The sequence below is a fragment of the Pseudarthrobacter sp. PvP090 genome (genome assembly GCF_040547365.1).
GTDB lineage: Bacteria > Actinomycetota > Actinomycetes > Actinomycetales > Micrococcaceae > Arthrobacter.
This window is the reverse complement of sequence record NZ_JBEPPO010000003.1, coordinates 189,682-202,201: the sequence shown is the minus strand read 5'-3', so window position 1 is coordinate 202,201 and position 12,520 is coordinate 189,682. Positions and strand designations below refer to the sequence as shown.

General features: G+C 67.8%; 14 protein-coding genes. 11 read left to right on the top strand and 3 right to left on the bottom strand.

The genetic code is table 11. The features are described from left to right. Nucleotides 1–155: 155 nt before the first annotated feature. Nucleotides 156–1,070 carry a serine hydrolase gene (locus tag ABIC21_RS04660; protein WP_354349248.1) on the top strand — a complete coding sequence of 305 codons (915 nt, stop codon included), beginning with the start codon at nucleotides 156–158 and terminating at the stop codon, nucleotides 1,068–1,070. 120 nt (nucleotides 1,071–1,190) lie between these two features. On the opposite strand, the gene ABIC21_RS04655 is transcribed toward ABIC21_RS04660, so the two are convergent. After that, a complete protein-coding gene (locus tag ABIC21_RS04655) occupies nucleotides 1,191–1,358 on the bottom strand; it encodes a DUF8730 family Cys-rich protein (protein WP_354349247.1) in 168 nt (55 codons plus the stop codon). Nucleotides 1,359–1,562: 204 nt separating this feature from the next. Between ABIC21_RS04655 and ABIC21_RS04650 the strand changes: the two genes are divergently transcribed. Continuing rightward, nucleotides 1,563–2,399 (top strand): alpha/beta fold hydrolase, encoded by an 837-nt coding sequence (locus ABIC21_RS04650; RefSeq protein WP_354349246.1) that lies wholly within the window; start codon nucleotides 1,563–1,565, stop codon nucleotides 2,397–2,399. 461 nt (nucleotides 2,400–2,860) lie between these two features. Further along, entirely contained in the window at nucleotides 2,861–3,352 is a 492-nt protein-coding gene (locus ABIC21_RS04645; protein WP_354349245.1) for a hypothetical protein, read from the top strand. Between the two features lie 277 nt (nucleotides 3,353–3,629). Here the strand turns inward: ABIC21_RS04645 and ABIC21_RS04640 are convergent, their stop codons facing one another. Both ABIC21_RS04640 and ABIC21_RS04635 read right to left on the bottom strand, forming a co-directional pair. Further along, nucleotides 3,630–4,607, bottom strand: coding sequence for a serine hydrolase (locus ABIC21_RS04640; RefSeq protein ID WP_354349244.1), 978 nt, complete (start codon nucleotides 4,605–4,607; stop codon nucleotides 3,630–3,632). Nucleotides 4,608–4,681: 74 nt separating this feature from the next. Next, nucleotides 4,682–4,921, bottom strand: a complete 240-nt coding sequence (locus ABIC21_RS04635; protein ID WP_354349243.1) for a hypothetical protein — start codon at nucleotides 4,919–4,921, stop codon at nucleotides 4,682–4,684. 256 nt (nucleotides 4,922–5,177) lie between these two features. Between ABIC21_RS04635 and uraD the strand changes: the two genes are divergently transcribed. The 8 genes from uraD to ABIC21_RS04595 all read left to right on the top strand — a co-directional run bounded on the left by uraD (nucleotide 5,178) and on the right by ABIC21_RS04595 (nucleotide 12,454). Then, nucleotides 5,178–5,675, top strand: coding sequence for a 2-oxo-4-hydroxy-4-carboxy-5-ureidoimidazoline decarboxylase (gene uraD / locus ABIC21_RS04630; RefSeq protein ID WP_354349242.1), 498 nt, complete (start codon nucleotides 5,178–5,180; stop codon nucleotides 5,673–5,675). Then, on the top strand, nucleotides 5,672–6,013 hold the full coding sequence (gene uraH / locus ABIC21_RS04625) for a hydroxyisourate hydrolase (RefSeq protein WP_354349241.1): 342 nt from the start codon (nucleotides 5,672–5,674) through the stop codon (nucleotides 6,011–6,013). The genes uraD and uraH overlap by 4 nt, the downstream gene beginning before the upstream one ends. 389 nt (nucleotides 6,014–6,402) lie before the next feature. Next, nucleotides 6,403–7,743, top strand: a complete 1,341-nt coding sequence (locus ABIC21_RS04620; protein WP_354349240.1) for an MFS transporter — start codon at nucleotides 6,403–6,405, stop codon at nucleotides 7,741–7,743. A gap of 68 nt (nucleotides 7,744–7,811) precedes the next feature. Further along, a complete protein-coding gene (locus ABIC21_RS04615) occupies nucleotides 7,812–8,495 on the top strand; it encodes a GntR family transcriptional regulator (RefSeq protein WP_354349239.1) in 684 nt (227 codons plus the stop codon). Continuing rightward, nucleotides 8,492–9,334: an aspartate/glutamate racemase family protein gene (locus ABIC21_RS04610; RefSeq protein ID WP_354349238.1), complete on the top strand. Its 843-nt coding sequence runs from the start codon at nucleotides 8,492–8,494 to the stop codon at nucleotides 9,332–9,334. Before ABIC21_RS04615 ends, ABIC21_RS04610 begins: the two co-directional genes overlap by 4 nt. 24 nt (nucleotides 9,335–9,358) lie before the next feature. Next, nucleotides 9,359–10,825: an amidohydrolase family protein gene (locus ABIC21_RS04605; RefSeq protein ID WP_354349237.1), complete on the top strand. Its 1,467-nt coding sequence runs from the start codon at nucleotides 9,359–9,361 to the stop codon at nucleotides 10,823–10,825. A gap of 9 nt (nucleotides 10,826–10,834) precedes the next feature. Continuing rightward, nucleotides 10,835–11,563 (top strand): maleate cis-trans isomerase family protein, encoded by a 729-nt coding sequence (locus ABIC21_RS04600; protein ID WP_354349236.1) that lies wholly within the window; start codon nucleotides 10,835–10,837, stop codon nucleotides 11,561–11,563. A gap of 45 nt (nucleotides 11,564–11,608) precedes the next feature. Next, nucleotides 11,609–12,454 (top strand): fumarylacetoacetate hydrolase family protein, encoded by an 846-nt coding sequence (locus ABIC21_RS04595; protein WP_354349235.1) that lies wholly within the window; start codon nucleotides 11,609–11,611, stop codon nucleotides 12,452–12,454. The last annotated feature ends 66 nt before the right edge of the window (nucleotides 12,455–12,520 follow it).

Here is a 12,520-nt window from a genome sequence, read left to right as displayed (position 1 = left end):
CTTCCAGCGCGGGCCGTGTCACACGTCCGGTCCCGTCCCAGCTGGGAGTTTGCCCTCACCTTCGCGCCGCCCCGCGCGGCATTTGGACATGCCCCGCGGCCCGGCATACATTGCAGGAAACCCCTCCCCTTGACTGACCTGGAAGGTCCTGCGCCATGAACACCTCGGGACCATCGCGTCCGGCCGCCAAAGCCCTCACAACCCGCGGGAAACTGCTCGTGGTCTGGGCGGCCACAGTCCTTGTGTTGCTGGGCATGGTGGCCGTCGCCGTCGTCCGCACCGGGCCGGTTCCAGGGACGGACTTCCTCGCCGGCCCGCAGGAGCTGTGGGAGGAGCAGCCGGCGGCCGAGGCCCCGGCGGCGGAGGCCCCGAAGGCCGCCGTCGACCTTGATGCCCTCGACGCCGAGGTGCGGCGGGTCCTGGCCGAAAACCCCGGCTACCGGATCGGCGTCGTCCTCGCGGACACCCACGGCGGGGAGCCGCGCGGCTACGGTGACGGGTCCGAGTTCGTGGCGGCCAGCACCGCCAAGATCATCACGGCGGCCGCCTACTACCATCTGGTGGAGACCGGCGAGAAGTCGCTGGACGTGCCGCTGGGGAGCTACGACGCAGCGTTCCAGGTCAAGGCGATGGTCAACGCCAGCAGCAACGACGCCTGGCTGCTGCTGATGCAGGACATCGGCTACCCCCGGCTGATCGAGTACGCCGCGTCGATCGGGATCAGCTACGACCCGGAACAGAACCTGCTGACCCCGGCCGAGATGGCGGAGCTGCTCAAACGGCTCTCCACCGGCACGCTGCTGAACGCGGAGCACACGCAGGAGCTGCTCGGCTACATGCAGCAGACCAACAACGAACGGCTCATTCCGGCCGCCGTCGGCCCGGGCATCACGGTGCAGCACAAGTACGGCCAGCTGGAGGGCTACCTCCACGACGCGGCGATCCTGAGCTCCGGCGAGCGGTCCTACGCCCTGGCCATCTACACCTGGGGCGAGGACGGCGGGGGCGAGAAGCGCCTGGCCGTGATCCACGAGCTGACCGATGCTGTCACGAAGGCCGTGCTGGGGTAGGTCTGTCACGCGCGGGGCGCTGCTTGGGTGGGCCGGCTGCGAGCGTCACGTCTGCATTAAAGCGCGGAGCCCCGCTGCACGGTGTGCAACGGGGCCCTGCGATCCAGCTGGAGAACCGGTTTAGCGGCCGAAGAGCTTGGCGAAGAAGCCGGTCTTGGTGCTGACTTCACCCTCGTGGCCCTTGCAGCGGTCGGCGCTCTTGACGCCCCGCATGACCGTGTCAACGTGCTGGCCGCAGCCGGCCCAAGTGGTCTTACCGCACTTCTTGCATGCAACCTGTCGGCACATCTGGTTCTCCTTGTTGGTAGGTCTGTCGTGATTACTATACCCCCAGGGGTATAACTGGTCAAAATGTGCACTGTCGAAATGCGCGCCGTCAAAATGCGACCGCGGGGAACACCCTGTTGCCCACCGGCGTTGGTTCCGTACAGTGGCACCAACGCCGCGCCGCACACGAACTGACTTCCGAACCGTACCGAGAGGACTGCCGATATGGCCTACATCAAGGTTGGAACCGAGAACAGCACCGACATCGAGCTCTACTACGAAGACCACGGGAGCGGGCAGCCGGTGGTCCTGATCCACGGCTACCCGCTGGACGGATCCTCCTGGGAGAAGCAGACCACGGCCCTGCTGGGCGCCGGCTACCGGGTCATCACCTACGACCGCCGCGGCTTCGGCCAGTCCAGCAAGCCCACGGTCGGCTATGACTACGACACCTTCGCCGCCGACCTCAACACCCTGCTCACCAGCCTGGACCTGAACGACGCCGTGCTGGTGGGCTTCTCGATGGGGACCGGCGAGGTGGGCCGGTACCTCGGCACCTACGGGTCGGCCCGGGTGGCGAAGGCTGTGTTCCTCGGCTCGCTGGAGCCCTACGTCCTGCAGACCGAGGACAACCCCGACGGCGTCCCGCAGTCCGTGTTCGACGGCCTGATGGAGGCTGTCACCACCGACCGCTACGCCTTCTTCACGGAGTTCTTCAAGAATTTCTACAACAGCGACACCTTCCTCGGCACGCCCCGGCTCAGCGAGGAAGTCATGCGCGCGGGCTGGAACCTCGCGACCTCGGGCGGTCCCACCGCGTCCGCAGCAGCGCAGCCCACCTGGCTCACCGACTTCCGCGCAGACATCCCGAAGATCGATGTCCCCGTGCTGATCGTGCACGGCACGGCGGACAGGATCCTGCCGATCGACGTTACGGGCCGGCGGTTCACCAAGGCCCTTCCCAGCGCCGAATACGTGGAGATCGACGGCGCCCCGCACGGCATGCTCTGGACCCACGCCGCCGAGGTCAACGACGTGCTGCTCCGGTTCCTCGGGAAGTAGCGGGCTTAGCCCAGGCCGGCTTGGGGCTCCCGTGACCGGCCGCCGGCTCGGGCAACCTGGGCTCAACCCCCGGGCCGGCCCTCGCCGTCCGGGGGCAACCCGGGCTCAGTCCGGACCCGGCCCCTGCGGTCCAGGGGCACTTTGACATGAACGCCGGCCAGACGTCGCGGATTTCGACGCCGGGCCGCCCCAAAGTGCCCCCGGACCGCAGGGCTGCCCACGCCGGGCAGCACTGTCCCGGCGCCTATTGATCAGAGCCGCAGCCGGCGGAGGATTAAAGCACCGGGTCCCTCACATGCCGCGAGCGGATGCCGGTTCGGCTCCCCGCCGAGCACGGGCGAGCTCGTTGAAGCTGGACGCGAATGCCACCGCCCTGATTGGACTGTCACAGCGGTGTGATCTGGCGGGCAGACGCCGTCCAAAGCCACAGATTCGCATTTTCAGGCAGAAGAACCAAGTCAATGTCCATCATCAACTCACCAAGAACATCCCGCCTCCGGGTGGCCCGGATCGCACTGATCCCGGCTGTCGCCGTGGGGCTCATCGGGGGGCCCGTTGTAGCGGCCGGGCCGGCCGTTGCATCAACCTCCGAACGCGGCTGCACAGTGGAACCGCTGAAGCCCGTCAAGCGCGACCACAAGGACAACAGCAAATTCAGAGTGGACTTCCGGATCTATGTGGACTGCAAGGGCAACAAGAATGTGGAGATCCGCCAGCTGCGCTTCGAAGACGACCGCGGACGGAATGACGATTTCCTGGGGAAGGACAGGTTCTGGAAGTCCTTCGATCCCCGTGACGACGCCGTGACGATCCACAGCTACGACAGCGTGCCGAACGGCCCAGGCAGCGAGGAGGTCTACCAGCTCGTTTCCTTCCGCGTCCAGAGCGGCAACAGCGACCATTGGTCCGATTGGACCCGCTGGGAAAAGAGCGACGTGGCCAGAATCCACTAGTGATCATCCAGCGGCCCACGCGACCACTCATCGGGAGCCAGGGAACCCGTTCCCTGACCCCTTCTGCTGGGGATTTTGACACAGCGCCGGGCCGACATCGCGGAGCTCCCTGCCGTCCGGGGGCACATTGACACGAAACGCCGGGCCGCCGTCGGCAATTTCGACGCTGGACGCCGCGAAGTGCCCCCGGACCGCCGAGGGAAGGCCCGGCCGCGAAGTGACTCCGTCCTGCGGGCAACGCCGCCCTGCGGGCGAAGCCGCCCCGGCGGGACTACCCCTAAAACAGGGCGTCCGCCACGGCCGCCGTCACCTGGTGGATGACTTCGGTCCGCTCGGGGACGCTGCTGAGGTCATCGCCCTTGGTGTAGATGACGAGGGCGTAGGCGCGGCCGTCCTTGGCGAGGATGCCGGCGTCGTGCAGTTCGCCGCCCAGCAGCCCGTACTTGTGGAAGACAGTGATACCGGGAGGGACGGCGGCCGGGATGAGCGTTTCGTAGTTGGTGTCCTGCATGTAGGCCAGCAGCTGCGCGGTGTTGTCGGGCTCCAGCAGCGTCCCGTCGTAGAGCCCGCCCAGGATGCGGGCCATCTCCGCGGGCGTCAGCGTATTGCTGGTGGGGACGTAGTCCACCCCGATCGAGGCCGCATAGTCCGTCAGCTCCGCGTGCCCCACAGCGTCCATGATCAGAGACCAGGAGTCGTTGTCGCTCTGCTGGATCATTGCCTGCAGCTGGAATTCCGCGGTATGGGCGCCCAGCGGGTCGTCGAGCGAGGCCTCCCCGGTTTCGACGAGATGGTAATACGCCTCGGCGGCCAGGACCTTGGCCGTGCTGGCGGCGACGAATGCTTCCTCGACGCCGTACTCGTGGACCTTCTGGGACGCGGCGCCGTCCGACAGGTCAACAAGGGCGACACCGAGCTGATATTCAGGATGCGAGTCGATGATGGCGTTGATCCCGGCGTCCAGTTCGGCGTCGATGGCTTCCGCGGCGGGCGTGGCCGGTAAGGCGGCAGCCGGCGCCACTGCCTGGCCGTCCGACGGCGGCGCTGACACCTGGCCGGCCGACTGGCTCCCGGACTGGACGGCCGCCGTCGACCGGGCCTGCGCGGCGGAGTGGACACCGAGCCCAACAACCACCGCCAGCGAAGCAGCGCACACCGCCACGATGACTGCGCGCGTGCGCCGGAACGCCCGCGGGCGCTGCCGGGAGCCCGTGCTGCCGGGAGGGTCACTGGGCCGCGGCGTGTGTTCATACATAGGTTCCACGCTAGCCACACCAGTTATGCCGGAGCTGTGAACCAGCAGTCACCCCGCCCAACAGAGCCCGAAGTCTAGGTCTCGTCGTCCCACGTGCCGGTTTCCGCGGCGTCTTCCGGCTTGTCCTCCGCGTCCGGGTCGCCGGATCCGATGTAGGCTGCGGGCACCGTTCCTGCGGCCTGGGTCAGTTGTTCCGCGCGGATGTTGCCGGCCCGGCCGGGTTCGGCGTGCGGCTGGCGGGCTTCGACGGCGTCCGGATCGCCCGGCCCCCGCAGGCCAGCCGGATCGGTGCTGGGTCCATTCGGATCACTCATGACACTGCCTTTCATCCGCTAATCGAGTCCTTCCCAGACTAACGTGGACACCGGATCAGCCGCCGGGCGGCGCCTGCACCCTCTGGCACCACGGCACTCTGCTGCAGCTCGTCAACTACCGGCCCGGAAGTTGACACCGGCAGGAGGGTGCGGTTCACTTTTTGCATATGCTGAAATAACAGTTCCATGATGCGGAAAGAATTATCCGCATAGCCCTACACCGTGGATGCCAGCATCGAACACGAGGACCTGCCTCATGCACCTTGAACAGTTCAACGCGGCCGGCCGCACCGAGGCCGCCGATGCCTTGCGGCCCTGCCTGGACATCCAGCGCTGGATCGACGATCTGGCCGATGCGCGGCCCTACTCCGACCTCGAAGCACTTCTTGCAGCAGGCCGCCTCGCAGCCGACCCGTTCACTCCGGCGGAGATCGACGCGGCCCTCGCCCACCACCCGCGGATTGGCGAGCGTGCCCAGGGAAACAGTGCGGAGGCCAGGCTATCCCAGTCAGAACAGGCCGGACTTGGGGAGGCCGACGCGGCCGTCGCGGAGGCCCTGGCGGACGGCAACCGGGCCTACGAAGAGAAGTTCGGGCAGGTGTTCCTGATCCGCGCGGCCGGCCGCAGCCGCGAGGAGATCCTCGCCGCGCTCAACACCCGGCTCGGCCACTCCCCCGCAGAAGAACAGGAAATTATTGGCCAGCAGCTGCGGGAAATCGCAGTGCTCCGACTCGAAGGACTGATCGGCAAATGAGCATGTCCCACGTCACCACCCACGTACTCGATACCGGCTCCGGCAAGCCGGCGGCGGACGTCCCGGTCACCCTGCACATGCTCGACGGCGAGCGCTGGGTCCAGATCGCCGGGGGCGTAACCGACGCGGACGGTCGCATCAAGCAACTCGGGCCGGACCGGCTGCCGACGGGGACCTACCGCCTGGCCTTCGACACGGGGAAGTACTTCGCCGCCGGCGGCACCGAAACGTTCTTCCCGGAAGTGATCCTCACCTTTGGTGTGGTGGAGTCGGAGGCCCACTACCATGTTCCGCTCCTGCTGAGCCCGTTCGCGTACTCCACGTACCGGGGCAGCTGACCCGGCCCTGACCGGACGTGACGGAAAGGCCCCGCGGCGATGCCGCGGGGCCTTTCCTGTGTCCAGCAGCTCCTCCATCCAGCCCCACACCTACTTCCCCGACGGCAGCAGGCCGGCACCGGCGCCCGCCCAACGCAGTCACAATCGGTTATTTGGCCCGGGTGGGCCACAACGGGACGGATTCCTTGACAGTGGCCCGGGTCACTTCTATTCTAAATTTTGGGATCCCAAAATGGGATCCCAAAAGATCGCGATCCGGATCCCGAGCCGCAAGTCATTGCCCGGCGCTTCAGGATCCGGACGCAGGACGCCCCACCAGCCGGCCTCCTGCCCCGCGAACACCAAAGTCTTTCCCCGTCTGCAATTTTCCTCTCTGTAAAGGAGAAGTTGTGTCTGTTCAAAACACTGAAACCGCAGTTCCGCTCCCCGACGACAAGACCGGCAAGGACGGCGTGCAGCGTCGCACCAACGTCCGCTGGAAGATGTTCCTGCTCCTGCTGGTCCTCGTCGCCGTCAACTACATCGACCGGGGCTCCATCTCGGTGGCCCTGCCGATCATCCAGAAGGAATTCAACCTGCCCCCGGAGCTCGTGGGCCTCCTGCTCTCGGCCTTCTTCTGGACCTACGCACTGATGCAGGTCCCGGTCGGCCTCCTGATCGACAAGTTCGGTCCCCGCAAGGTCATGACGGCGTCCTGCGTCGGCTGGGGCGCGGCCACGGCGGCCTCCGGCCTGGCCGGCGGCTTCCTCAGCATGTTCATTGCCCGGCTCGGCATCGGCGTCACCGAAGCCGGTGTGATGCCAGCCGGCGGCAAGCTCAACGCGATCTGGATGCACAAGTCAGAGCGCGGACGCGGCGCCACCATCCTCGACGCCGGCGCACCTCTCGGAGCAGGCCTGGGCGGCATTCTCATTGCCGGCCTGATCGCCTCCACCGGCAGCTGGCGCACCGCCTTCATCATCGCCGGCGCCGCCACCGTCCTGATGGGCCTGGCCGTCTGGTGGTACGTCCGCGACAACCCCCGCCAGCACCGCGGGGTCAACGACGCTGAGGCCGAGTACATCGAGGCCTCCCACGCCGCCGAGGACGCTGCGGCCGAGCTCGACGGCAGCAAGGGCAAGCGCGCCCTGCTGCCCTACCTGAAGTTCCGCTCCTTCTGGGCCATGTGCTTCGGCTGGCTGGGCTTCAACGGCGTCTTCTACGGACTGCTGACCTGGGGACCGCTCTACCTCGCCCAGGACAAGGGCTTCGACCTCAAGACCATCGGCTGGTCCACGTTTGTGATCTTCGGCGCCGGCTTCGTCGGCGAAATCCTGGGCGGCGCCATCGCCGACAAGTGGCAGTCCACCGGAGCCTCCGCCAACCGCGTGATGCGCACGCTCCTGGGCACCTCCAGCGTCGTCGTGATCGGCGGCCTGATCGGCGTCACCGTCGTCGCCGACCCCACCACCGCCGTCGTCCTCCTGTCCGTCGTGATGTTCTTCCTCCGCTGGGTGGGCCTGTTCTGGAGCATCCCCTCCATCCTGGGCGGCCGGACCAACGCCGGCGTCCTGGGCGGCGCGATGAACTTCAGCGGCAACATCTCCGGCTTCGTGACGCCGATTGCGGTCGGTCTGATCGTGGGCGCCACCGGCTCCTACACCTGGGCGCTGCTGTACTTCGTGGGCTCCGCGATCATCATGGGTGCCTCCGTCCTGACCCTGAACTACAACAAGCGGCTACCTGTCTAAGCTAGCCACACGCACCTGTTCCTGAAGCCGGGAACGCAATGCCGGACAAGAACCGAAAGTGGAGAAACATGCAGACCGCAGAAGAAACCCAGGACAAGGAACGCCCCCTCCGCGAGGCTGTCCGGGACACTCTCCGCAACCGGATCTTCGAAGGGCATTACGTTCCCGGCACCAGGCTGGTGGAACGCGACCTCGCCGCCGAATTCAACGTGTCCCGGCTGCCCGTCCGCGAGGCGCTCCGCATGCTGCGCCAGGAAGGGCTCATCAGCGACCGGGGCGCCCGCGGAGCCGAGGTCAGCACCCTGAGCCCCAAGGACGTCGAGGACCTGTTCGACGTCCGGCAGTCCCTCGAGGTGCTTGCCTGCCGACTGGCCGCCACCCGCGCCACGCCCGAAGACCTCGGCGGCCTCCAAGGCCTGCTGGACGAGGCGGACCGCTGCCTGGCCAAGGGCGCCATCATGGAAGCCCACCGCGCCAACAGCGAATTCCACGATGCCATCACCCGGATCGCGGACAACGGCTTCCTCAAATCGGCACTGGAACCGCTCCAGGGCCGCATGCACTGGCTCTTCCGCCACGTCAGCGACCTGCCGGAGCTCATCGAGGAACACCGGGCCCTCTACGCCGCCATCGCCAGCGGCGACCCGGACCGGGCAGCCGCCCAGTCGGCGTCGCACATCGGCAAATACCGTGACCAGTTCCCGGAGGATCTCAGCCGGACCGAACCCTCCCTGCATCGGAAGAACTTATGAAACTTCTTGTCATCAACCCCAACATCAGCGACGACGTCACCGCCCTGATCGAAGCGGAGGCCCGCCGCTCCGCGTCCCCCGGAACCGAACTGCTGGTCCGGACCGCCGGCTACGGCGTCGAATACATCGAAACCCGCTTTGAGTCCCTGATCGCGGCGGGAGCCGTCGCCGAAATCATCGCCGAGTACACCCGCGAAGGGCCCGGATCCGACAACAGCGTCGACGGCGTCGTCGTCGCCGCCTTCGGGGACCCCGGGATGCCGGCGCTGAAGGAACTCACCGACATCCCCGTCATCGGGATCACCGAGGCTGCCCTCTGCGCCGCCGCCCTGCAGGGGCACCGGTTCTCCATCATCGCCATTTCCGACCGGATCAGGCCCTGGTACCAGGACTGCGTGGAGCGCTTCGGGCTCGGCGGCCGGCTCGCGTCGATCCGCTCCATCAACGAGGCCCTCTACGGCATCGCCTCCGTGCAGCAGGACTTCAAGGCAACCCTGCTGGCCCTCAGCCACCAGGCCGTCACCGAGGACGGGGCCGACGTCGTCATGCTCGCCGGAGCGCCGCTCGCCGGGCTGGCCCGCGAACTCCGCGGACAGATCGGCGTCCCCGTCGTGGACGGCATCTCCGCGGGCATCCGGATGGCGGAAGCCGTCGTCGGCCTCGACTCCGGTCCGCACCGAGCCGGCGCCTTCGCGGCTCCCCCGGCCAAGGCCCGCCGCGGCCTCTCCGCGCACCTGGACGCCGCCCTCACCACCGCGCAGAACGCCGCCACGCGCGACGCCACTCACGACGCCGCGCCGAGCACCGCCCGGCCGGCCACGCCCGCACCGGCCAACTAGCCACTTCAACCTAGGAGGACACCGATGTCCGACACCCCAGAACTCGTCATCGCCAACGGCACCGTGGTCAACAGTTTCGGCCGCCGGCACGCCCATGTTGTGGTCCGCGAGGGCCGCATCGACCAGCTTGTGGATGCGGCCGAGCCGGTCCCGGCCGCCCATCGCGTCGTCGATGCCGCCGGACAGCTGGTCATTCCCGGCGGGGTCGACGGGCACTGCCACGTTGCCCAGATCACCGGAAGGTTCCGCACCCTCGATGACTACCGGACGACGTCGACGGCCTCTTTGTGGGGCGGCACCACCACCATCATCGACTTCGGCATCCCCCGCGATGCCCGCGAAACCCCGCTCGCGGCCGTCCTGCACAAGAAGGAACTGGCCCGGGAGTCCCGGTGCGACGTCGCGCTGCACGGCTCCGTGGTCAGCTGGGACGAAACGGTGCCGTGGCAGCTGGAGCAGCTCGCCGCCGAGGGCGTCCGGTCCGTCAAGATGTACACCACCAACCGCGACACCACCATGGCGGACGGGGACACCATCCTGAAGGTCATGCGCGAGATGGTCCGCCTGGACGGCCTCACCTACATCCATGCCGAGCACGACCCCATCATCGCGGACTGCACGCAGCAGCACGCGGACGACGGCCGGATCGGCATCGAACACCTACACCGCACCCGCCCCGAGCTGGCCGAGGAGGTCTCGGTCAAGGAGACCCTGGCCATGGCCGAGTACACCGGCGCCCCCGTGTACTTTGTGCACCAGTCCACCCCCGGCGCCGTGGATCTGGTCAGCGAGGCCCGCGCCCGCGGCCAGGAGGCCTACTCCGAGACCTGCCCCCACTACCTCACCCTCGACAACAGCGTCTACGGCTCGGTGATGCCGGAGTGGTACGCCTGTTGCCCGCCCATGCGCAGCCCGCAGACCGTCGCCGCCCTCCGGGAACGGCTTGCCGACGGCGCCATCCACACCGTCGCGTCCGACCACTCCTGCTACGACCTCACGCAAAAGCGGGAGCGCACGGACGACATCCGCGAAATGCCACACGGACTCCCGGGCGTCGAAACCCGGATGCCCGTCACCTTCACCGCCCTGATGGAGGCGGCCGGCGACGGCGGGGCACGGGTCGAGGACTTCGTTGAAGTCTTCTCCGCGGGCCCGGCCCGCATCAACGCCCTGCCCCGCAAGGGAACCATCGCGCCCGGGTTCGACGCCGACCTGGTCATCTTCGATCCGGCCGAGGAACGCGTCGTCGACGGCGGCGCCCTGCACATGGGCACCGATTTCTCCCCGTTCGACGGCCGGACGCTCACGGGCTGGCCCGCCGTCGTCGTCTCCGCCGGACGTGTGGTGCTGGACAGCGGCGGGTTCCACGACCCCGGTGCCGTGGGCCGCTTCGTGCCCCGGGCCGGTTTCCGCAAGCACCAGTCCGCCGCGCCGTCCGCCCCCGTTCCCGCCGCGGCCGCCGTCGTGCCCGCCGACCAGGCCACCCGCTAGGAGACCCCCATGCCTTCCGCAACCCGCCCCACCCGCATCGGCATGATTGTGCCGTCGTCCAACACCTGCCTGGAACCGCAGAGCTACCGGATCCTGGGCGACCGCAACGACGTCACCATCCACTTCGCCCGGATCCCGGTCACCCGGATTGCCCTGGACAAATCCTCGGACCGGCAATTCGATGCCGCCGTCATGCGCTCGGCCGCCGAACTCCTCGCCACCGCCGACGTGGACGTCATCGCCTGGAACGGCACGTCCGGCTCCTGGCTCGGCGCCGACCATGACCGCAGGCTGGTGGAGGACATCACGGACGCCACGGGCATCCCGGCCACCACGTCCACCCTGGCGTACATGGAGGCGTTCCGGACCTTCGGCACCGAGCGCATCGGGCTGTTCACCCCGTACACCGGGGATGTCAACGAACAGATCATGGCGTCCTACCAACGGGACGGCATCAAGACCCTGGACCACCGGTTCCTGGGCCTGAGCGACAACGAATCGTTCGCCCGCGTGGCGGACGAGGAGATGCGCCCGGGCTCGCTGGAGCTGGCCGCGGCCCGGCCGGACGCCATCATCTACCTCTGCACCAACCTCTACGGCGCCAACATCACCGCCGAAATCGAGGCCGAGACGGGCGTTCCCGTCCTGGACTCGGTGGCCGTCACGCTGTGGCACTGCCTCAGGATGGCGGGCGCACCGCTGCTGGAGCCGCGCTGGGGCAGGCTCCTGGGGAACTGAGACGCCCCGGGAACCTGATCCAGACCTCAAGAAGGAATTAACCGCATGAAATTTGCACGCCTCGGCGCCGTCGGCGCCGAAACTCCCGCCATCGTGGACGGTGAAACGTTCTATTCCCTGGCCGGGCTCACCCCGGACCTGGACGCGGACTTCTGGTCCTCGGGCGGTCCCGCCCGGGCGGCAGCCGCCCTGGCGGCCGGGGACCTGCCGGAAATGGATGCCGCGGGCCTCCGCATCGGTGCACCCATCACCCGGCCGTCTTCCGTGTTCGGCATCGGCTTGAACTACGCCGCACACGCCGCCGAGTCGGGTTCCGAACCACCCACGGCACCGGTCCTGTTCCAGAAGGCTGCCAACACTGTCGTGGGACCCAACGACGCCGTCGCCATCCCCCGCGGCTCCACCACAACGGACTGGGAAGTCGAACTGGGCGTAGTCATCGGCACCCGCGCCTCCTACCTTGAATCACCGTCGGATGCGCTCAGCCACATCGCCGGCTTCGTCACCGTCAACGACCTGTCCGAGCGGACCTTCCAGCTGGAAGGTCCCGGCGGTCAGTGGTCCAAGGGCAAGAGCTGCGCCGGGTTCTGCCCCACCGGCCCATACCTGGTCACCCCCGAGGACGTGGACCCGGGCCACCTCCGGCTGCGCAGCTGGGTCAATGGCGAACCGCGCCAGGACTCCACGACGCAAGACCTGATCTTCGACGTGGCCACCCTTGTCCATGACCTCAGCCAGTACCTGGTCCTGGAACCGGGCGACCTGATCTGCACCGGGACTCCGGAGGGCGTGGCCCTGTCCGGACGCTTCCCTTATCTAAAAGCCGGGGACGTCGTGGAGACAGAGGTGTCCGGCCTTGGACGCCAGCGCCAGGAATTCATCCAGGCCTAACCGGGGCAGGCAGGCACGGCTGGAATGGCCTTCCGGGGCTTCCGGTCCGCAGTCACAATCCGCCCA

Bases quoted from the DNA above. Each gene is read 5' to 3' on its own strand.
- ABIC21_RS04660 (WP_354349248.1), top strand. From the start codon at position 156: ATGAACACCTCGGGACCATCGCGTCCGGCCGCCAAAGCCCTCACAACC.
- ABIC21_RS04655 (WP_354349247.1), bottom strand. From the start codon at position 1,358: ATGTGCCGACAGGTTGCATGCAAGAAGTGCGGTAAGACCACTTGGGCC.
- ABIC21_RS04650 (WP_354349246.1), top strand. From the start codon at position 1,563: ATGGCCTACATCAAGGTTGGAACCGAGAACAGCACCGACATCGAGCTC.
- ABIC21_RS04645 (WP_354349245.1), top strand. From the start codon at position 2,861: ATGTCCATCATCAACTCACCAAGAACATCCCGCCTCCGGGTGGCCCGG.
- ABIC21_RS04640 (WP_354349244.1), bottom strand. From the start codon at position 4,607: ATGTATGAACACACGCCGCGGCCCAGTGACCCTCCCGGCAGCACGGGC.
- ABIC21_RS04635 (WP_354349243.1), bottom strand. From the start codon at position 4,921: ATGAGTGATCCGAATGGACCCAGCACCGATCCGGCTGGCCTGCGGGGG.
- uraD (WP_354349242.1), top strand. From the start codon at position 5,178: ATGCACCTTGAACAGTTCAACGCGGCCGGCCGCACCGAGGCCGCCGAT.
- uraH (WP_354349241.1), top strand. From the start codon at position 5,672: ATGAGCATGTCCCACGTCACCACCCACGTACTCGATACCGGCTCCGGC.
- ABIC21_RS04615 (WP_354349239.1), top strand. From the start codon at position 7,812: ATGCAGACCGCAGAAGAAACCCAGGACAAGGAACGCCCCCTCCGCGAG.
- ABIC21_RS04610 (WP_354349238.1), top strand. From the start codon at position 8,492: ATGAAACTTCTTGTCATCAACCCCAACATCAGCGACGACGTCACCGCC.
- ABIC21_RS04605 (WP_354349237.1), top strand. From the start codon at position 9,359: ATGTCCGACACCCCAGAACTCGTCATCGCCAACGGCACCGTGGTCAAC.
- ABIC21_RS04600 (WP_354349236.1), top strand. From the start codon at position 10,835: ATGCCTTCCGCAACCCGCCCCACCCGCATCGGCATGATTGTGCCGTCG.
- ABIC21_RS04595 (WP_354349235.1), top strand. From the start codon at position 11,609: ATGAAATTTGCACGCCTCGGCGCCGTCGGCGCCGAAACTCCCGCCATC.